Source organism: Cyclobacterium roseum (assembly GCF_010119225.1).
GTDB lineage: Bacteria > Bacteroidota > Bacteroidia > Cytophagales > Cyclobacteriaceae > Cyclobacterium > Cyclobacterium roseum.
In genome coordinates this window covers 395,909-417,291 of the sequence record NZ_WNKF01000002.1, presented here as the reverse complement: position 1 = coordinate 417,291, position 21,383 = coordinate 395,909, and the positions used below count along the sequence as shown (strand labels likewise).

Below are 21,383 nucleotides of genomic sequence, written 5' to 3'. Positions count from 1 at the left end.
TTCCATTTTAAGGAATAAAATTGCAGTTTTGCAAAAATACTTTCCGCCCATGACCGTACGTTTTCAGTCTCTTAAAATCATTACTGAAAAGGAAATTCTTCCTCCCGCTGATTATATTTTTGATGGTAGAACCCTGAACAAAGCTACTTCCGGTGTTTCCGGGGAAAATGAAACCAGGATCGACTGTTCGAAGCTTTTGGGTTCCAGGGGATGGATGGATTTAAGATGCTTTTCGGGAGAACCGGGGATGGAATACCGGGAAACGCTCGAAAGCCTTGGCGAAGCACTCATCCAGGGCGGAATGACGCAAGCAGTACTGCTACCGAATACCCAACCGCCGCTGCAGACAAAAAACGAGGTGGCCTATGTGCAGAGCAGAACGGCACATCTCTTTCCGACTTTTCATGTTCAGGCCGGGGTGACCAGAGACCAGATGGGGAATGAATTGACAGAGATGCTGGACTTGAATCATTATGGGGTGAGGGTATTTGGTGAAGGGTTGACCGCTTTATCTCATTCGGATCGTATGATGAAAGCCCTGCAGTACCTTCAAAAATTTGACGGGGTTCTTTTTGATCAAAGTCAGGATCCGATGCTCTCCTTATTTGGACACATGCATGAAGGAGTGGTATCCACGCAGCTTGGGCTGAAGGGCATTCCGGATCTGGCAGAGGAGGTAGCGGTGCAAAAAAATCTCGAAATACTTCGCTATACCGGTGGCAGGCTTCATTTTCAAACCGTAAGTACGATTGGAGCGCTGCAGCAAATCCGACGAGCCAAGGAAGAAGGACTGGCAGTGACAGCAGATGTTTCTATCTATCAGTTGCTTTTTACGGATGAAGACCTTATGGATTTTGATACGCAACTGAAAGTCATGCCGCCTTTTCGGGGACAGGCGCAGCGCAAGGCATTGGTGGAAGGATTGAAAGACGGTACCCTGGATGCATTGGTTTCTAACCACGTTCCCCATGACAACGATGCAAAAAACATGGAATTTGATTTGGCTCCATTTGGTATGTCAGGATTGCCTACCTTTATTCCCGCTTTGGTGAGGCTGGCGGAAGAGTTGGGATATCCGCTACTTGTCAGTAAACTCACTTCCGGCCCCCAAAAGGTATTGGGGCTAAAAGAGGCGGAATGGACCAGTCTCACGGTCTTTGATCCCAATGAGGCCTGGGTGCTGGATCAGGGAAGCAATGCTTCGTTGGCTGAAAATAGTCCTTTTTGGAGGCAGACGCTAAAAGGCCGTGTAAAATACCTGGTTAATAACAGTAAAACAATGGGTATCCATGAATAGGTATTGGAATGCAGCTTATCCCTTTGGTCTTTCCGGGGCTGGTTTGTGCTTACTGGGTATGCTGGTGATGTACTTTATGGACGTAGAGCCGGTAAGCATGAATCTGATCATAGGCTATGTTTTCACGCCTATTTTTGTGTTTTTTGCAATCAAAAGCTTTCGGGATAGCTATAATCAAGGGGAACTCTTTTTCAGTCAGGGGATGACGGTGGGTTTCTTTGTGTACACATTGATGGCGGTACTTTCCGCATTTTATGTATTTATATTCCTGCAGGTAGCGCCGCAAGTATTTGAAACGTTCCGGCAGGTAAATTTGAACCTGATGCTGGACAACCAGGAGATCTTGAAGGAACAGTTGAACGAAAAAGCCTATACCGATACCTATGACAGTATTGCCGATATGAGCAGATGGGATGTGGCCATCAACGATTTTCTTAGAAAAATCTTCCCGGGATTGTTTTTTACCATCATAATTTCCATAATTTTAAAAAGGTCTAATCAATCAACACAACATTCATAATTATGGAGCCACAACCTCAATCATCAAATTCTCCTGCAAAGGCAGCACTTAATACCGGACTGGTTATTGGTCTGGTCATGCTAAGCATTAATTTCATTGTATATTTTCTGGATTACAGCTACCTGGTAGCTGGATGGTACGGTTTTCTGGTATTGGTCCTATTTTTTGCACAGGTAATCTATTTTGGCAAACAGTACCGAAAAGAGATCGGTGGGTTTATGGATTTTAGTACTGCATTTCAATTTTCTTTTGTCACACTCATCGTATCCGGACTGATCACTACGGTAGGTAATATGCTACTGTATTTTGTAATTCACCCGGGACTTCCCGAATTACTGGTAGAGACGCAACTGGAAAATATGGTCGCCATGTTGGATAGTCTAGGTGCCGGAGATAGCCTATCCGGCGAACAGATCGACGATATGCGCAAAGAAATGGCATCCAATTTCACTTTTGGGGGTCAAATTAAGGCCTTTGGGATTTCCCTAATCATCTATGCCGTTCTTGCACTGATTCTGGGAGCCATTCTTAAAAAAAGAGATAAATCGACAGACTTTTAATACCGCATGCCGCAGCTATCTATCCTCATACCCGTTTATAATGAAGAAGAATCCCTTCCCGAGCTTCAGGAATGGATCTACGCAGTGATGGAGGCTTCCCGGCTGGATTTTGAACTGATATACATTGATGATGGATCGAGCGATGAATCCTGGAAAGTGATTCAGGCCTTATCCCAAAAGGACTGCCGCGTAAAAGCAGTCCGGTTTATCCGCAACTACGGAAAATCGGCCGCTCTGGATGTTGGTTTTTCTAAAGCCGATGGCGAGGTGGTGGTCACCATGGATGCCGATCTTCAGGATAGCCCCGAGGAAATCCCTGAACTTTATCGCATGATTAAGGAGGAGGGGTATGATCTGATCAGCGGGTGGAAAAGAAAGCGGTATGACCCCCTTTCCAAAACCCTGCCCTCCCGTTTTTTTAACGGAGTGACCCGTTTATTGTCTGGTATTCCCCTACATGATTTTAATTGTGGACTTAAGGCCTATTCCCAACGGGTAGTCAAAAACATCCACATCTACGGGGAGATGCATCGCTACATTCCGCTGATCGCCAAATGGAATGGATTTGGGAAAATAGGGGAAAAGGAAGTCGCGCATCGGCCCCGGAAGTATGGAACGACGAAGTTTGGCCTGGAGCGCTTTATTCATGGTTTTCTGGATCTGATTTCGGTTTCCTTTGTCAACCGCTACCGGAAAAATCCCATGCATTTTTTTGGTGCCTTGGGGACACTCTCATTTTTGTCTGGGTTTATCATCACGGTTTGGTTGATCTTTGAAAAAATTCAGGGATTGCGAAATGGAGTCGCTGTACGTGAAATCACCGATCAGCCCCTCTTTTTTCTGGCACTGGTAGCCCTGATAGTCGGTGTTCAACTTTTTCTGACGGGTTTTATGGCTGAGATGATGACCTCCAATACTTCCCGCAAAAGCGACTACAATATTGCCGAGGAAATCAAGAAAGATAACTGATGCGCTTTTCCGTCATTATTCCGGTTTACAACCGCCCCTCCGAGGTAGTGGAACTACTGGAAAGTCTAAGCAGACAAACCTATACCGACTTTGAAGTATTGATTGTGGACGACGGTTCGGAAATCACCTGCGCGACTGAGGTGAAAGCCTTTAAGCATGGGTTGGATTTGACCTATCATTTTCAACCGAATACCGGACAGGGTTTTGCGCGAAACAAGGGGATGGAACTGGCCCGCGGAGCCTATTTCGTTTTTTTTGATTCCGATTGTGTGGTTCCCCCGGACTATCTGAAAATCCTGCTTGAGGCGATTCAAAATCGCTCCCTCGATGCCCATGGGGGACCCGATGATGCAGATGTGAGCTTTTCTGACTGGCAGAAAGCAATGAATGTTAGCATGACTTCTTTTCTGACTACCGGCGGAATCCGCGGGAAAATGAAAAATCCGGCGAATTATCAGGCAAGAGGGTACAACATGGGGTTCTCCAGAGAAGTTTATGAGCGACTGGGAGGCTTTATTCACCCTAATATGGCAGAGGACATCGAAATCAGTATGCGGATAAAAAAAGCAGGTTTTCGGCTGGAACTGATTGCAGAAGCCAGTGTTTTTCACCGGCGGAAAAACAGCCTGAAATCCTTTCTCAGGCAAAGTTTCCAGTTTGGCAGAAACAGGGTATTTATACGCCGCTTTCATCCGGAAGCTGTAAAATGGGTTCATTTATTGCCGGTACTTTTTCTCCTCGGTCTAGCTATGATTCCTTTTCTCTTCCTTCTTTTTCCTACCATGGGTCTGATTTTGGCGGGATTATATGGCTTGTGGACGCTTGCCGTTTTTGTATCCGCTTTAGAAAGTCTGAAAGTAGGCCTTTTGGCGATACTCACCTCCTACGGACAATTACTGGGATATGGGATGGGGATCATTCGCGAATGCTGGTTTCCGGAAAAAAGAGGCTAATGCAGTTGTTTTTCTAACCAACCCATGGGCTCTGTTCCAAAGAAGCGAAGCTTTCTCAGCGGCTTCCATTCCTATGGATTGACCTTTGCTACGAAGGATTTCTTACTCAGGAAAAGCTGGCTAAAAATTCCCGGCTAAAATAAATCCCTTTTATTTTTGATAATGATAGTCCTTTTCTATATTTGCCCAACCTTATGAAAAAAACGAATCAAATTTGGTGGTGGGTGTCATACTTCTTTTAGAGGGAGAACAGCTATCCATTGCCCAAATTTGTTAGTATCAATATAACCAAGGCTTGCTGGACTCCCGGCAGGCCTTTTTTTATTTTAAAAACACAGCATATGAATCCAATCAACATCAAAACCCGGTATAAAAAGCTGCTGGCGGATACCATTACCCCGGTGAGCATCTACCTCCAGATTCGGGACAGGTATCACAATACCATCCTACTGGAAAGTTCCGATTACCACGGAAACGAAAACAGTTATTCCTATATCTGTTGCGAACCAATGGCCTCTTTCTCCCTTACAAACGGTGAAATCCGGCAATCCCTTCCCAATCAGGATACCAGTGTCAGAGAACTCCAACCGGGTGAAAAAATCATGGATGCCCTGCGCCAGTTTTCCAATAACTTCCAGGAGGAAAAATTGGACTATAAATTCATTACCAATGGATTGTTTGGGTATATTCAATACGATGCGGTCAATCATTTCGAGGATATTACGCTACAGAATACTGAGACTTCCGGAATTCCTTTGATCCATTACGCAGTCTACAAAAACATGATCGTGGTGGATCATTTTAAAAACGAATTGCACATTTTTGAGCATTACCTGGAGGGTGAACCGGACGAATCGGGAATTTCCAAAATCGAGATGATTCTAAACAATAAGAACATCCCCAGTTATGATTTTAAGTTGGACGGCGAGGAAAGCTCCAATTATACCGATGCGGAATTTTTGGAGATACTGGCCAAAGGAAGGGATCATTGCTTTCGGGGAGATGTGTTTCAAATCGTTCTTTCGCGTGCTTTTTCTACCGGGTTTAAAGGAGATGAGTTTAATGTCTACCGGGCACTTCGTTCCATCAATCCTTCCCCCTATTTATTTTATTTTGACTATGGATCCTATAAAGTTTTTGGCAGCAGCCCCGAAGCGCAAATAGTAGTAAAAGGCAACAAAGCGACCATTTATCCGATTGCCGGCACTTTTAAACGAACGGGTAATGACGAGGCCGATGCCCAACTTGCCATCAAGCTTTACGACGATCCCAAAGAAAATTCAGAACATGTGATGCTGGTAGACCTTGCAAGAAACGACCTCAGCCGCTCCTCCGAGAAGGTAAACGTGGAGGTTTTTAAGGAAATACAATATTATTCGCATGTAATCCATTTGGTATCTAAAGTTACCGGGGAGTTACCGAAAGGTGCTAATCCCCTACAGTTGGTTGCTGACACCTTTCCAGCCGGAACGCTTTCGGGGGCACCCAAGTACCGGGCCATGGAATTGATCGATTCCCTGGAAAATAAGGCTAGAAAGTTTTATGGAGGGGCAATCGGATTTCTTGGATTCAATGGAGATTTTAACCATGCCATTTTGATTCGCTCCTTTATCTCAGAAAACAACCAGCTACGCTTTCAGGCAGGTGCAGGCGTCGTGGCCAAATCTTCCATTGAGAGTGAACTCCAGGAAGTGAGTAACAAGCTGGAAGCCTTGCGGGTCGCCTTGAAATCAGCAGAGGCCATTTAATTTTTACTTGAAAACAACATACCAATGAAAATACTGGTACTGGACAATTACGATTCCTTCACCTACAATCTGGTCTATATACTTCGGGAGCTGGGCTGCGATTTGGATATTTACAGAAATGATAAGATCGGACTGGAGGCGGTGGGTCATTATGATAAAATTCTGCTGTCACCCGGTCCGGGGATTCCGTCAGAAGCCGGGATCATGCCGGAACTGATCAAAAAGTACGCCCCCACCAAAGATATCCTGGGTGTGTGTTTGGGGCACCAGGCCATTGGTGAGGCCTTTGGCGGAGGGTTGATAAACCTCAGCGAGGTAGTGCATGGGGTGGCTTCCAAGGTGCGGATCCAACCGGACCCGCTGTTCACAGGGCTGCCCGAATTTTTCACCGTGGGAAGGTATCACAGTTGGGTGATTGATGAAACCCTGCTGCCACAAGAACTGGAGGTGATAGCCAAAACGCCAGATGGGCAAATCATGGCCGTCAGGCATGTTAAGTACCAGGTAAAAGGCCTGCAATTTCACCCCGAAAGTATTTTGACCGAACACGGGGTGGAAATAATTAAAAACTGGATTGAAGGAGAATAAACCATTGGATCATGAAAGAAATTCTGAATCACCTGATTGAACACAAAACCCTTAATAAGGAACAGGCAAAAGGGGTTTTAAAAGAAATGACCTCAGGAGAGGTAAACCAAAGCCAGATGGCTGCTTTTTTGACCATATTTATGATGCGCAGTGTTCGGGTGGAGGAACTCATGGGGTTCCGGGAGGCCATGCTGGAAAGATGCATACCGGTCAATATCCCCGAATACGATGCCATCGATCTTTGTGGCACTGGAGGGGATGGAAAAGATACCTTTAACATATCCACCCTGGCTTCCTTTATTGTGGCGGGGGCGGGTCAGCCGGTTGCCAAGCATGGAAATGTAGGGGTATCCTCCGTTTGCGGCTCCTCCAACCTGCTGGCGCATTTTGGCTATGAATTTACCAACGACGTGGACGAAATTAAAAGGAGTTTGGATCGGGCAGGGATCTGCTTTCTGCATGCCCCCTTGTTTCACCCCGCTATGAAACACATCGGGCCGGTACGAAAAGAGTTGGGTGTAAAAACGTTTTTCAACATGCTCGGCCCCATGGTAAACCCCAGTTTTCCAAAAAAACAATTGGTGGGTGTTTTTAGTCTTGAACTAGCCCGCTTGTATGGGTACCTTTACCAAAACAATGATGTACGATTTAGTATCTTACATTCCCTGGACGGATACGATGAAATCTCCCTAACAGGAGACCTTAAGTGGATTTCCAATGCCGGGGAACAGGTCGTAAACCCGCAGGGCTTGGGTTTTGAGACCGTGTCTCCGGAAGCAATCATTGGCGGTGCTACGGTAGATGAATCAGCCAAAATATTTACCGATATTCTGCAAGGTAAGGGAAGCCCAGCACAGGAAGCGGTGGTTATTGCCAATGCAGCAGCGGCCTTGCTCACCTCCAAACCAGAGTGGACCTTTCAGAAGGCCAGGGAAATGGCCACGGAAACCCTTAAAAATGGAACGGCTTTTAAGGTATTTAAAAAGATGATCGATCCACAAACTTCCATAACTACTCATTGATATGAACCTATTGGATACCATTATTGCCCATAAAAAGGAAGAAGTAGCTGAGCGAAAGGCACTCTACCCGGAGAAATTGTTGGAGAAAAGCCTGTTTTTTGGAAACCCGGTGGTCTCTATGAGAAAATACATAACCGATCCGGAAAAAACAGGCATCATTGCCGAGTTCAAAAGAAAGTCCCCATCGAAGGGCTGGATCAATTCAACGGCAGCGATTGAAAAAATAACCATTGGATACATGCAAGCCGGAGCTTCCGCCCTTTCGGTGCTCACCGACGAAACGTATTTTGGAGGATCGGCAGAGGATTTGAAACTGGCCAGAAAATTTAATTACTGTCCCATCCTTCGTAAAGACTTTATGGTGGATGCGTACCAACTGATCGAGTCCAGGGCCTTGGGAGCAGATTGCATCTTGCTAATAGCGGCTGCGTTGACACCTCAAAAAATCCGGGAACTGGCTGCTCTGGCGAAAGAGCTGGGAATGGAAGTGCTGTTGGAAGTTCACAATCGGGAAGAATTGGATGCCTCCCTAAACGAATACGTAGATCTGGTAGGTGTAAATAACCGGAACCTGAAAACCTTTGAGGTAAACATGGAAACCTCCCTGGAATTGATTCAGATGATACCCGACACGTTTATCAGGATCTCGGAAAGTGGACTGTCTGACCCGGCCACGCTGGTCCGGCTAAAAAAGGCCGGTTTTGATGGTTTTCTAATTGGAGAAAACTTTATGAAAACCATTCGGCCCCATCAGGCAGCGTATAATTTCATGAATCAGTACCGGAAATTACTGACATCGCAAGCTCAAAACTCCGGGGCATGATCATAAAAGTCTGTGGCATGGCAGATCCCGAAAATATTCGGGGACTTGAGGAACTCGGTTTGGTGAATTGGATGGGTATGATTTTCTATCCTCCCTCCAGACGGTATGTGCCGGGGTTTTCTGTGGATCCGGAATTTTACCAGGGCGTTGCCTTGCCGAAGGTAGGTGTATTTGTAAACGCCAGTCCGGACGAGATCCAGGGAGTTGTGAGGGATTACGGGCTGGATAAGGTCCAACTTCATGGAGATGAATCGCTGGAGCAAGTAAGGGAAATCAAAAACCTGACAGGGATCTCCCTGATCAAGGTGTTTCGGATCGGAAAGGAATGGTCCTGGCAGGGTTTGGAAGCCTATGAAGAACTCGTGGACTATTTCCTGCTGGATACCGACGGTCCTTCGTATGGAGGTACCGGCCATCAATTTAACTGGGAAATTATTAAACAATACCCCTTCCACAAACCGTTTTTACTCAGCGGGGGAATTCAGGCAGACCAGGCTGGGGAGTTGGTGGACCTGTACCAGTCCGCTCCGCACATGGCAGGTATTGATATCAATTCAAAATTTGAGATCAGACCGGGACTAAAAGACCTGAGCCTGGTGCGGGAATTTTCCTGGGAGATCAGACAACAACTACAGAAAACCAAAGAATAAATGGATATACCGATGATAAAAGTTGACGAAAATGGATTCTATGGGCAATTTGGTGGAGCCTATATTCCCGAAATGCTTTATCCCAATATCGAAGAGTTGCGGGAGAATTATGAACTAATAATGGAATCTCCTGCTTTTCGGGAAGAGTTTGATTCCCTTTTGAAAGACTATGTGGGCAGGCCTACTCCCCTATTTCTCGCCAAAAGACTTTCGGAGAAATACAACGCCAAGATATACCTCAAGCGGGAAGATCTCTGCCATACGGGTGCCCACAAGATCAATAATACCGTCGGCCAGATCATTTTAGCTAAAAAGCTAAATAAAAAGCGCATCATTGCCGAAACCGGAGCTGGGCAACATGGAGTGGCCACAGCCACTGTCTGCGCCCTGATGGGCATGGAGTGTACGGTGTATATGGGAGCCGTGGACATGGAGCGACAGAAACCCAATGTGGAACGCATGCGAATACTGGGAGCAACCGTGGTGCCGGCTAATTCGGGTAGCAAAACGCTGAAAGATGCCACCAATGAAGCCATGCGTCAGTGGATCAATAATCCGGTAGACACGCATTACATTATCGGTTCTGTGGTAGGACCCCACCCGTATCCGGAGATGGTAGCTCGGTTTCAATCCGTAATTTCCGCAGAGATGAAGGCACAGCTCAAGGAAAAGGAAGGAAGGGAAAACCCAGATCTGGTCATTGCCTGTGTCGGGGGCGGTAGCAATGCGGCCGGCGCTTTTTACCATTATTACAACGAACCCTCTGTCCGCCTAATCGCCGTTGAGGCTGCCGGATTGGGAGTGTCTTCCGGTAAGTCTGCAGCCACTACCTTGCTGGGAAAACCGGGGATTCTACATGGGAGCAAGACGCTACTGATGCAAACAGAAGATGGACAAGTAGTGGAACCTCACAGCATTTCGGCTGGCTTGGATTATCCGGGCATTGGTCCGGTACATGCCCATCTTTTTGAATCGGGCAGGGGAGAGTTTGTGGCCGTTGAGGACGAGCATGCCATGCAGGCAGGTATCGAGGTCAGCCGACTGGAGGGAATCATCCCTGCCATCGAATCGGCACATGCTTTTTCAGCCCTTAACCAGATCCAATACGAACCTACCGATGTGATTATCATCAATCTCTCGGGCCGGGGAGACAAAGATTTAGATACCTACATCAAATGGGGAAATTACTAGTAGATATGAACCGCATAGACGAATTATTTAAACAGAAAAAGGAACGCATTTTATCCATCTATTTTACAGCAGGTTTTCCGAAACTTGGTGATACGCTGACCATTATGGAGGCCATAGAAGCGGCCGGTGCTGATATTATTGAGATAGGAGTGCCTTATTCGGATCCCATAGCCGATGGTCCCACCATTCAGGAAAGCAATAATCAGGCGTTGAATAATGGAATGACCCTGAAATTGCTTTTTGAGCAATTAAGTGAACTACGGGAAAAAGTAAGCATTCCCGTGATCCTGATGGGATATCTTAATCCCGTAGTACAATACGGTATGGAGGCCTTTTGCAAAAAATGTAAAGAGGTAGGAATTGACGGCCTGATTTTACCTGACTTGCCCATGCAACAGTACCTTTCAGAATACAAGGAAATATTTGATGCGTACGACTTGCGAAATACCTTTCTGATTTCTCCACAAACGGCTGAAGAAAGGATCCGACAAATTGACCAACATACGGACGGGTTTATCTACATGGTTTCTTCGGCTAGTATCACTGGAGCCAAAAAGGAGATCACGCCCGAGCAATTGGCTTATTTTGAGCGGGTAAAGGCCATGAAGCTGAATAATCCCCGGCTGATCGGATTTGGGATTTCGGACAAACCCTCCTTTCAAACCGCTTCTGCCCATTCTCATGGGGCGATTATCGGCAGTGCCTTTATCAACGTATTGCGGGAATCAAGCGACTTAAAAAAAGATATTAACGAATACATTCAAGGCATTCTATCATGATAATACAGCTCAAACAGGAGATCAGTTACGAACAGAAAGAAACGTTAATACAACAAGTGACCGGTCTGGGGTATACCGTTACAGAAGTCAAAACACAGATGGGCGATTACCTCATTGGTATCGGAAAGAAGGCCTTTGATATTCGGAAAATCGGAGCATTGGAGGGGATTCAGGACATTCACATTGTTTCGGATGAATACAAACTGGTTTCAAAAAAATGGAAAGTCAAACCTACCCGTATTGATCTGGGAGATGGGATCGCTATCCAGGATGGAGAGATGGCGATCATCACTGGTCCTTGCTCCATTGAATCAGAGGAGCAGATTGTTAAGGTAATCAACCATATGAAGGAAAATAACCTAACCATGATGCGGGGAGGTGTTTTCAAGCCCAGGAGTAGTCCCTACGCATTCAGAGGGCTGGGCATGGATGGGCTCAAATTATGGCACCGACTAGCCAAAGCTGCGGGAATTAAAATCGTCACAGAAGTGATGCAGGTTTCCCAAATTGAGGAAATGTATGATTACGTAGACGTATTCCAGGTAGGAGCCAGAAACACCCAAAATTTCAATTTGCTGGATGAACTGGGAAAGGTGGATAAGGCCGTTTTGATTAAGCGTGGTATTTCCGGCACCATTGAGGAGCTGTTACAATCGGCTGAGTATGTTTTTTCCGGTGGCAACGAAAAGCTGATTTTATGTGAACGGGGCATCCGGACGTATGAAAAAGCAAGTAGAAACACCCTGGATCTGAATGCCGTACCCATTCTCAAATCCAAGTCCCACTTACCCGTGGTGGTAGACCCATCCCATGGCATTGGTATCCGGGAGTTTGTACCACAGATGGCCTTGGCAGGCGTGATGGCGGGTGCTGACGGGATCATTTACGAATCCCACGAGAACCCGGATAAAGCTTATTCCGACGGGCAGCAAACCCTTAATTTTGCCCAAAGTTCTTTGCTGGCAGAGCAGATCCGGAAGATTTTTGCCATGCGGAAAACCTTCGACTTGTTATAAAGGAATGGCTGATGAAATCAAGCATGACGCAAGCGACCCACGGAGGGATGATTATAATTCATGCGAAGATTCTCCCGATTTAAGATCGGGACAGGCTATGTGGCAACTTAAAGACAATTATAAACACATGAAATCGAGCATGACGAGAACGTCACACAGTGGGATGATTATCATTGCGAGATTCCCTGTCTGCCGACAGGCAGGCATCTGACAGCTAAAAAGCAAATTATAAACAGATGAAATGAGGTTTCGGATTGGTAAAAGTGTAGGGGTAAACCTGACCGCTTACAAACAGCTTGCTTAAATTTACGTTAATGAGAGGAGGGTAATAAATTCCTTTTGGCAAAGAATAGTGAAAAAATCCACAGCCAAAGCCAAGATCCACCCTATAAATGCGTTACCTAATAACATGGCAGCTAACGATTCTACAAACATTCTTTCTGATCCCAGACTAAAACCAATGCAGCAGGAATACGAGAAGTATACTGCGGAAGATTTTCAGGTTTGGAAAATTCTTTTTGAGCGGCAGTACAAAAACCTTCCCGGCGCTGCTTCCCAAAAATTTCTGGATGGACTGGAATTGATCGGTTTTTCTTCGGATCGCATCGCTGATTTTGCAGAAGTAAATAAAAGATTGGCAGGGCTTACAGGCTGGGCGGTGCAGGTCGTGCCGGGATTGATAGATGATGATCTGTTCTTCGGACTTTTGAATCATCGTCGATTTCCGGCTTCCACCTGGCTGAGGTCCATGGGGGAGCTGGATTATTTGCAGGAACCGGACATGTTTCACGATGCCTTTGCACATCTGCCCTTATTGACAGATCCTGCCTACACGCGTTTTTTAAAGGATCTGGCGGGAATAGCCTTAAAGCACATTCAAAATCCTCTGGCCATTGACCTGCTGTCCCGGATATACTGGTACACCATTGAATTTGGATTGATCCGGGAAGGGGGGCAACTGAAGGTATATGGAGCGGGAATTCTCAGTTCAGCCGGGGAGACGTTGTTTTCCCTTTCAAACGAACCACGCCATCTGGAATACGATGTGGAGTTAATTTTGAACACGCCTTATTGGAAAAATAAATTTCAGGAAAGGTATTTTGTTATTGAGCGTTTTGAAGATCTCTATGCTTCCATTCCACTGATTAAAGAAAAATTGGAGGAACTTCTTCAAAAAGCGGACTGAATTCCGGAAGATTTTCTTTATTCTTGGTTTGGCAATTCACCAAAACCTGATTTACTATCTGTATGAGCGTTTCGATTAAAAGACTATTACTAATCCTTTTTGGTTGGCAGCTATGTTGGCAGGTATCTGCCCAGGAATCCAAGGATTTGGATATCTACCTGGCCATTGGCCAATCCAACATGGCAGGAAGGGCCAGTATTCAGCCGGATCTTTCCGAACCCCTGGAAGGGGTCTTTTTATTTACCGGGGAGGATTGGGTCCCCGCCAGAAATCCCCTCAACATTCACTCTACCATCCGAAAAGATAGCAGCATGCAGCGGCTGAGCCCTGCCTATGGATTTGCCAGGAAGATGAAAAGCCTTCAAAATGATAAAGACCTCGGGCTTGTGGTCAATGCCAAAGGGGGGAGTGCCATTGAGGAATGGATGCCAGGAACGGAGTTTTTCAGGGACATGCTAGAAAGGGCCCGGCTCGCTTCCAGGGACGGCATCCTTCGGGGAGTGATTTGGCATCAGGGCGAATCCAATGCCGGCCAACCCGACCTGTACCTGGAGCAGATTAGCCAGTTCATCGGTGCCCTGCGGGATTCGCTGTCTTTGCCGAATTTACCTTTTGTGGCCGGACAACTTTCGGAAGACAAAGAATCGAGAAAATCGTTGAATGAAAAATTGCTGCTACTCCCGGCAAGGGTATCGCACACGGCGGTGGTCCCTTCCTTTGGGACGACCACCTTTGACAGTACGCACTTTGATAGTCCCAGTCAGGTTTTGCTGGGAGAACGATACGCCGATAAAATGAACACACTTCTTGGAGAAAATACCGACCGGCAAGGCTTTGCTTTCGGGCTTATTGCCGACGTGCAGTATGCAGACGCAGAGACGGCTGGAAAACGAAATTACCGGGGTACCCTGGCCACTCTGGAGCAAACCATTCCGTTTCTAAATGCTTTTGAACCGGATTTTATCGTAAACCTGGGGGATTTGATCGATCGGGATTTTACAAGTTTCGATGCACCTCTTGGCTTATTGGAAGCCGCCAGGGCACCCTTACATCATGTTTGGGGCAACCATGATTTTTCGGTAGCGGACAGCTTGAAAGCTAAAGTTGGAGAAAAGCTGGGAAACCCATCGGGCTACTATTCCTTCGAAAAGGGCAACATCGTTTTTTTGGTACTCGATGGCATGGATATTAGCCTGGAAGGTCATCCGGAGGGAACTGAAAATTACCGGAAAGCCAGTGACTTAATGGCCCGGCTGGAAGCTTCCGGTGCCAATAATGCCAAACCCTGGAATGGGGGCATCGGTGAAAAACAAATGGATTGGTTGGTTTCCAAGGTGAAAAATGCAGAGGAAGCTGGAAAAAAAATAATCGTGTTTTGCCACTACCCGCTCCTTCCGGAAAATGGACTCCACCTGCTCAATAGTCAGGAGGTGCTGGAGAATATCGGGCATTCTCCGGCCTTGGTTGCCTGGTTTTCGGGGCATCATCATGAGGGTAACTATGTAAAAGATGCCCAAGGCGTGCACCACCTCACCCTGCTGGGGATGGTGGAGGCACAGTCGCCGGTTTCGGGAGCGGTGGTTCGGGTCTATTCCGATAAATTGATTTTCCACGGTATCGGTGAGGAAATGGACCGCATCCTGGAATTCAAGTGATTAGCCCATTGCCTCAGGTATTTTCTGAAAAGGCGGCGGAACTTTCCAAATTTGGTACTGGATAAATATTTATATTAGCACTTTAAATAAAAAACCATGTACACCCGTTTTGCCAAAGTATTCTATTTTCTTACCATTGGGCTGTTTTTGTTTCTGCTTCTTTACGCCTATGCGGCACTGCCCGAATTTGCCACCTATGCGGCAAGCAAAGAAGGGATGCCGCTGAAGCAGATCAGCAAAGAGGGTTTCTTTTACGGTGCCATTGCACTGTTTCTGGTATACAATGTCTTATTGATCGTTCCGGCGAAGCTGATGGAGATGAAATTAAATGCCGCCTTGAATCGCTTGTTTCCGGTGGGCGATGTGTATCGGGACAAAATGCTTGCCTGGATGTATTCCTTTATCGCAATACTCAATCTGGCCACGGCGGTATTGGTCTTTTACATTCACAGCATCAGCAATCAAAATGTGATCAACAGTTCGGAATACAATTTCTTTTTTTACCTGGCTCCGGTCTTGATGCTGGTATGGGTGTTGGGTCTTTTTTACCTGATTGCCGGAAAAATAAAGCAGGTAAAGTCAGGTACCATTTTAAGTTGAATTAGTAAAGTTTATGGCAGCAAACGCAAATTATACAGAAGACAGCATTAAATCCCTTGACTGGAAGGAGCATATTCGGCTGCGACCTGGCATGTACATAGGCAAGTTGGGGGATGGCAGTGCCCAGGATGACGGCATCTATGTCATGGTTAAGGAAATCCTGGATAATAGCATAGACGAACACATGATGGGGCATGGGCGCACCATCGAGGTAAAAATTAGCGAACACAAAGTGGAGATCAGGGACTACGGGCGGGGTATTCCCCTGGGGAAAGTGATCGACTGCGTGTCCAAGATCAATACCGGAGGAAAGTACGATTCAGGGGCTTTTCAAAAATCCGTAGGCCTGAATGGAGTCGGTACCAAGGCCGTAAATGCCCTTTCCGAAAATTTCATGGTGCAATCCTTCCGGGAAGGCGAGTGCAAGGTGGCCCGGTTTCAAATGGGAGAGTTGAAGGAAGACAGTAAAATCGAAAAAACCTCGGAGCGAAACGGAACCAAAATCGTTTTTTCTCCTGATGCAACGATTTTTAAAAATTACCATTTTATTCCGGAATACCTGGAAAACCAGATCTGGAACTATGCCTTTCTTAACTCGGGACTGACCATTAATTTTAATGGGGTAAAGTTTTTCTCCCAAAATGGCTTGCGGGACCTGCTGGATAGAAAAGTGGATGACGACAGCCGTAGGTATCCCATTATCCACCTGAAAGGTAACGATATTGAAATAGCCATCACCCATTCCAATCAATACGGGGAGGAATATTACTCCTTTGTGAACGGGCAATTTACAACCCAGGGGGGTACCCACCTGGCAGCTTTCCGGGAATCCATCGTGAAATCGGTACGGGATTTCTTCAAAAAGGATTACGATGCTTCCGATATTCGCCAAAGTGTAGTGGCAGCCATTGCCGTAAGGGTGCAGGAGCCGGTCTTTGAGTCGCAGACCAAGACCAAATTGGGCTCCCACAGTGTAGGACCTGACGGGCCCACCCTCCGGACATTCGTCAATGACTTTGTGAAAGTGGAGCTGGACAATTACCTGCACCAAAACCCGGACACGGCCAATGCCTTGCTGAAGCGCATCCTACAGTCGGAAAGGGAGCGAAAGGAAATTTCCGGGATCAAAAAACTGGCCAATGAACGGGCCAAAAAGGCCAACCTGCATAATAAAAAGCTCCGGGATTGTCGCGTGCATTACGATGACCCAAAAGCAGATGCGGAGTTGAAAGATGGAACCATGCTTTTTCTTACCGAGGGTGATTCCGCTTCCGGATCCATTACAAAATCCAGAAACGTGCAAACGCAGGCGGTCTTCTCATTGCGAGGAAAGCCGTTGAATTGCTATTCCATGACCAAAAAGGTAGTGTATGAAAACGAAGAATTTAACTTGCTGCAGCATGCCTTGAACATTGAAGATGGAATTGAAGGCTTGCGTTACCGGAAAATCGTTATTGCTACGGATGCGGATGTGGATGGCATGCATATCCGGTTATTGATCATGACCTATTTTCTGCAATTTTTTCCCGATCTGGTGAAAAATGGGCATTTGTACATATTGGATACCCCCTTGTTTCGGGTAAGAAATAAGAAGGAAACCATCTACTGCTACACCGATGAAGAACGGCAACGAGCGATCCATAAGCTGGGGAAAGTAGCCGAAATTACCCGATTTAAGGGCTTAGGTGAAATTTCCCCTGAAGAATTCGGCACCTTTATCGGTGAAGATATCCGGCTGGAACCCATCATCCTCAATAAGGAAACCAAAATTGCAGACTTGTTGAGTTTTTACATGGGGAAAAACACCCCCAACCGGCAAACCTTTATCATTGATAACCTGAAGATCGAAAAGGACATTGTTTTTGACGATCCGGCGGTAAAAACAACCGAGGAGGAGACCGAGACAGTCTAATAGCTTCCAATTTATCTAAGAAATGGGCTCTTTTTATTTCACTAAAAGTGAAATAAATGAAATTATTTCACTTTTAGTGAAATATTCAATAGTTTTGGAAAAAGTGAAATGAGCTATGAATTATGTCTTGATGGCGGATATTATTAACAGCAGTGGGTTTTCCAATCTATCCAAATTGGCCAAAACATTTGCAGAATTAGTTGAAAAATGTAATATAGTTAACCAGGAAGAATTGATCTCTCCACTTACCATTACGTTGGGAGATGAATTTCAAGGAATAGTAAGAAGGGAATGTTCGATTTTCAAAATAATTACATGGCTGGAGGAAAATAAGTGGAAAGCGGATGAAGAAATATCTCTACGATATTCGGTTGAACTGGGCGAAATTGAAACAGAGATAAACACGAAAATAGCTCATGGTATGATGGGGCCGGCTTTGACTGAAGCGAGAGAAAGTTTGATTTTATTGAAGGATGAGGAGGACTTACTTTCTATCGGAGGGGATATCAAAGATAAAGAATTGAAACAAATCCAATTTAACCTATACCTATCTCATGTAAGAAAGTGGCATTGGAGAGATAACGTTTTAATTTCCAATTTACTGGAGTTGAAGGATTATAAATTGGTGGCAGAAAAGACAAACAAGAACAGGTCATTGGTTTGGAAAAGAAATAAAACGTTGGGCATGGACAATTATTTTAAATTAAAAAGATCGTTGGAAATCCTCTTATGTCGATAAAGTTTATTAGTATTCTTCTTGCTACCTATTTATCCTCAGAATTCTTAGCATTTTGGATATTTCTAATGCTTAGGAAAAAATTTATGCAGAGGGGTTTTTCCCTGAGGCCTATGTTATTGGGAGTATTAGAACGGTTATTTCTATATGTAGGTTTAATGCAGGGTTTTGGCCAAACCCTTATATTATTTGGGGCTTTAAAAATAGGCGCCCGACTAAAAAATGAGAAAGATAAAATATCCAATGATTATTTCCTTGTTGGAAACCTTGTCTCCGTTTTATTGGTGTTTTCTACTATTGCTATTTTGAATTATTGGAATAAAATATGAGTGATAATGATACTAACCCCGAGAACGGGGATACGAGCTTACACGATTCGATTCCGGTCACCGGAATGTATAAAGACTGGTTCTTAGATTACGCTTCCTATGTGATTTTGGAACGTGCCGTGCCGGCTATTGAGGACGGATTTAAGCCCGTGCAGCGCAGGATCCTCCATGCCATGAAGGAAATGGACGATGGCCGATTCAATAAGGTGGCGAATATCATTGGTCAATCCATGCAATATCACCCCCACGGGGATGCTTCCATCGGAGATGCGATCGTCAACCTGGGGCAGAAGGATTTGCTGATCGAAACCCAGGGCAACTGGGGAGATGTGCGGACCGGTGATGGGGCGGCGGCTGCCCGATATATTGAGGCGCGCTTGTCCAAGTTTGCGCTGGATGTGGTGTTCAATCCGCAAACCACCGAGTGGCAGCTATCCTACGACGGTAGAAAAAAAGAGCCAGTTACCTTGCCGGTTAAATTCCCATTGCTGCTGGCTCAGGGAGTGGAGGGTATTGCTGTGGGTCTGAGTACCAAGATTCTCCCCCACAATTTCTGCGAGCTGATCGAAGGCTCCATTCAGATTTTGAAGGGAAAAAAAGCCAACCTGTTGCCCGATTTCAATACCGGGGGGCTGGCAGATTTTTCCGAGTATAATGAGGGCCTGCGGGGAGGACGCATCAAAGTCCGGGCAAAAATAGAAGAAGAGGACAACAAAACCCTGCTGATCAAAGACATTCCCTACGGAACCACCACCAATTCAGTGATCGAATCCATTATCAAAGCCAACGATAAAGGCAAGATCAAGATTAAAAAAGTGGTGGATAATACCGCCAAAGACGTGGAAATTCAGGTTCAATTGGCTCCGGGGCAGTCGCCCAACATGACCATTGATGCCCTGTATGCCTTCACCGATTGCGAGGTAAGCATTTCTCCCAATGCCTGTGTAATTATCGAAGAGAAGCCGGTTTTCCTGACGGTAAACCAGATTCTCGAATACAACACCCGGCAAACCAAAACCCTGCTGAACCGGGAACTGGAAATTCGGAAAGGGGAATTGATGGAGAAGTTGCTTTTTTCTTCTCTGGAAAAAATATTTATCGAAAATAGGATTTACAGGGATATCGAGGAATGCGAAACCTGGGAGGCTGTAATTGAAACGATCGACAAGGGCCTGGATCCCTTCAAGCCGGAGTTTTACAGGGAAATCACCCGGGATGATATCATCCGCTTGACCGAAATCAAGATCAAGCGTATTTCCAAATTCGACACTTTTAAGGCGGATGAGTTGATGCGGAAGCTTCAGGAGGAGCTGGAAGAAGTCAATCACCACCTGGAAAACCTGACGGAATACGCCATTCAGTATTACAAAAACCTACTGAGCAAATATGGCAAAGGGAGGGAAAGGAAGACCGAAATCCGAACCTTTGATACCATTTCTGCCAATGTAGTGGCGGCAAACAATGCCAAGTTGTACATCAACAGGGCCGATGGATTTATTGGTTACGGGCTGAAAAAAGACGAATTCATCTGTGATTGTTCGGACCTGGACGATATCATTGTATTCCGTAAAGACGGAGTCTGTGTGGTCACGAAAATCCAGGACAAGGTATTCGTCGGCAAGGACATTATCCATGCGGCAGTATACCGAAAAGGGGACGAGCGCATGGTGTACAACCTGGTGTATCTGGAAGGGGCCTCGGGCCGGGCGATGATCAAGCGGTTTCAGGTGTTGAGTGTCACCCGTGACCGGGAGTACGTGCTCACTAAAGGCAGCAAAGGCTCGCGGATTCTGTATTTTACAGCCAATGGAAATGGTGAAGCCGAAATCATCACCGTTTACCTGACTGCAGGCAGCAAGGCAAGGGTTAAAGTATTTGATTTTGATTTCAAGGACATTGAGATCAAGGGCCGGGGAGCTCAGGGCAATATCCTGACCAAATACCCCGTGCGTAAAATACAATTGAAAATGGAGGGTGTTTCCACCCTGGGAGGGCTGGATATTTATTACGACCCTTCCGTAGGCCGGCTGAATACCGATGAGCGGGGTAAATGGGTAGGCAACTTCCTGGGAGATGATAAGATTCTCGCCTTCTATAAAGATGGCAGTTACGAGCTGACCAACTTTGAGCTGACCAACCGCTACGATCAGGAAAACCTGATGCATGTGGAAAAGTTCGATTCAGAAAGGGTGGTTTCCGCCATCTATTTTGATGGAGCCAGTAAAAACCATTATGTGAAACGGTTTATGGTGGAAACGTCCACGCTAAATAAAAAATTTAACTTCATCTCTGACCATAAGAATTCACGTCTGACCGTGGTAACCACTGAGAAACAGCCCCAGGTGAAGGTAAAACTTCAAAAAGGCAAAGAGGTGGACGAAAATGTGTACGACATGGACATGCTCATCGATGTGAAGGGTTGGCGAGCCGTTGGGAACCGTCTGAGTAACCATACCGTAAAAGCCGTGGAGCTTGTCGCCTCACCGGATAAAAAAGGGAGCGGCAAGGGCGAAGATAACCTCTCGGTCGGCTCCACCGTGAATTTTGATGTAAAGAAAAAGGAAGATGGGGACGATGAGGATGAAGAGGATCAACTGGGCTTGTTTTAATTAGCTTTTTCTCGCAGCGGCCGCCAAGGTTTCGCGCCGGTCGCGGCGGGTTTTTTCAGAGGTTTTAATTTAGGATCGCTCCGAGGTTAGACACTTGGTAAAACAGGTCTATGGACTTTTGTCTCGGTGCGTTCTTTGCGTTCGCAGCGTGAAATCAAGTTTCAGAAGTAATGCCTTAACGATTGTTTTTCGCGGCGGCCGCTAAGGGTTCGCAGCGGTCGCCGCAGGTTTTTTCGAAGT

The 21,383-nt window shown here is 46.0% G+C and carries 19 protein-coding genes; all 19 read left to right on the top strand.

The annotated features are described in order from the left end of the window. Positions 1 to 49: 49 nt before the first annotated feature. Positions 50 to 1,297: a dihydroorotase gene (locus tag GJQ68_RS04370; RefSeq protein WP_162416070.1), complete on the top strand. Its 1,248-nt coding sequence runs from the start codon at positions 50 to 52 to the stop codon at positions 1,295 to 1,297. After that, a complete protein-coding gene (locus tag GJQ68_RS04365) occupies positions 1,290 to 1,817 on the top strand; it encodes a DUF4199 domain-containing protein (protein WP_162416069.1) in 528 nt (175 codons plus the stop codon). Before GJQ68_RS04370 ends, GJQ68_RS04365 begins: the two co-directional genes overlap by 8 nt. 2 nt (positions 1,818 to 1,819) lie before the next feature. Beyond that, positions 1,820 to 2,377 carry a DUF4199 domain-containing protein gene (locus GJQ68_RS04360; protein WP_162416068.1) on the top strand — a complete coding sequence of 186 codons (558 nt, stop codon included), beginning with the start codon at positions 1,820 to 1,822 and terminating at the stop codon, positions 2,375 to 2,377. 6 nt (positions 2,378 to 2,383) lie between these two features. Continuing rightward, positions 2,384 to 3,346, top strand: coding sequence for a glycosyltransferase family 2 protein (locus tag GJQ68_RS04355; protein ID WP_162416067.1), 963 nt, complete (start codon positions 2,384 to 2,386; stop codon positions 3,344 to 3,346). Continuing rightward, positions 3,346 to 4,299, top strand: a complete 954-nt coding sequence (locus tag GJQ68_RS04350) for a glycosyltransferase (RefSeq protein WP_162416066.1) — start codon at positions 3,346 to 3,348, stop codon at positions 4,297 to 4,299. Before GJQ68_RS04355 ends, GJQ68_RS04350 begins: the two co-directional genes overlap by 1 nt. 341 nt (positions 4,300 to 4,640) lie before the next feature. Next, on the top strand, positions 4,641 to 6,047 hold the full coding sequence (locus GJQ68_RS04345; protein ID WP_162416065.1) for an anthranilate synthase component I family protein: 1,407 nt from the start codon (positions 4,641 to 4,643) through the stop codon (positions 6,045 to 6,047). Positions 6,048 to 6,071: 24 nt separating this feature from the next. Further along, a complete protein-coding gene (locus tag GJQ68_RS04340; protein ID WP_162416064.1) occupies positions 6,072 to 6,635 on the top strand; it encodes an anthranilate synthase component II in 564 nt (187 codons plus the stop codon). Between the two features lie 11 nt (positions 6,636 to 6,646). Next, on the top strand, positions 6,647 to 7,657 hold the full coding sequence (gene trpD, locus GJQ68_RS04335; protein WP_162416063.1) for an anthranilate phosphoribosyltransferase: 1,011 nt from the start codon (positions 6,647 to 6,649) through the stop codon (positions 7,655 to 7,657). Position 7,658: 1 nt separating this feature from the next. After that, a complete protein-coding gene (gene trpC / locus GJQ68_RS04330; RefSeq protein ID WP_162416062.1) occupies positions 7,659 to 8,480 on the top strand; it encodes an indole-3-glycerol phosphate synthase TrpC in 822 nt (273 codons plus the stop codon). Beyond that, the gene (locus tag GJQ68_RS04325; RefSeq protein ID WP_162416061.1) at positions 8,477 to 9,130 is read left to right on the top strand and encodes a phosphoribosylanthranilate isomerase; all 654 of its coding nucleotides are present in this window, start codon (positions 8,477 to 8,479) and stop codon (positions 9,128 to 9,130) included. The genes trpC and GJQ68_RS04325 overlap by 4 nt, the downstream gene beginning before the upstream one ends. Before the next feature lie 12 nt (positions 9,131 to 9,142). Next, positions 9,143 to 10,321 (top strand): tryptophan synthase subunit beta, encoded by a 1,179-nt coding sequence (trpB, locus tag GJQ68_RS04320; RefSeq protein ID WP_162416060.1) that lies wholly within the window; start codon positions 9,143 to 9,145, stop codon positions 10,319 to 10,321. Positions 10,322 to 10,326: 5 nt separating this feature from the next. Continuing rightward, positions 10,327 to 11,100 (top strand): tryptophan synthase subunit alpha, encoded by a 774-nt coding sequence (gene trpA / locus GJQ68_RS04315; RefSeq protein ID WP_162416217.1) that lies wholly within the window; start codon positions 10,327 to 10,329, stop codon positions 11,098 to 11,100. Continuing rightward, positions 11,097 to 12,116, top strand: a complete 1,020-nt coding sequence (gene aroF / locus GJQ68_RS04310) for a 3-deoxy-7-phosphoheptulonate synthase (RefSeq protein ID WP_162416059.1) — start codon at positions 11,097 to 11,099, stop codon at positions 12,114 to 12,116. The genes trpA and aroF overlap by 4 nt, the downstream gene beginning before the upstream one ends. A 409-nt stretch (positions 12,117 to 12,525) precedes the next feature. After that, a complete protein-coding gene (locus GJQ68_RS04305) occupies positions 12,526 to 13,302 on the top strand; it encodes a phenylalanine 4-monooxygenase (RefSeq protein ID WP_162416058.1) in 777 nt (258 codons plus the stop codon). 62 nt (positions 13,303 to 13,364) lie between these two features. Then, positions 13,365 to 14,957 (top strand): sialate O-acetylesterase, encoded by a 1,593-nt coding sequence (locus GJQ68_RS04300; RefSeq protein ID WP_162416057.1) that lies wholly within the window; start codon positions 13,365 to 13,367, stop codon positions 14,955 to 14,957. Positions 14,958 to 15,053: 96 nt separating this feature from the next. Beyond that, positions 15,054 to 15,557 (top strand): DNA topoisomerase IV, encoded by a 504-nt coding sequence (locus GJQ68_RS04295; RefSeq protein ID WP_162416056.1) that lies wholly within the window; start codon positions 15,054 to 15,056, stop codon positions 15,555 to 15,557. Positions 15,558 to 15,570: 13 nt separating this feature from the next. Then, a complete protein-coding gene (locus tag GJQ68_RS04290) occupies positions 15,571 to 17,469 on the top strand; it encodes a DNA topoisomerase IV subunit B (RefSeq protein WP_162416055.1) in 1,899 nt (632 codons plus the stop codon). Positions 17,470 to 17,584: 115 nt separating this feature from the next. After that, entirely contained in the window at positions 17,585 to 18,208 is a 624-nt protein-coding gene (locus GJQ68_RS04285; protein WP_162416054.1) for a SatD family protein, read from the top strand. A 322-nt stretch (positions 18,209 to 18,530) separates the two neighbouring features. After that, positions 18,531 to 21,143 (top strand): DNA gyrase/topoisomerase IV subunit A, encoded by a 2,613-nt coding sequence (locus tag GJQ68_RS04280; protein WP_162416053.1) that lies wholly within the window; start codon positions 18,531 to 18,533, stop codon positions 21,141 to 21,143. The last annotated feature ends 240 nt before the right edge of the window (positions 21,144 to 21,383 follow it).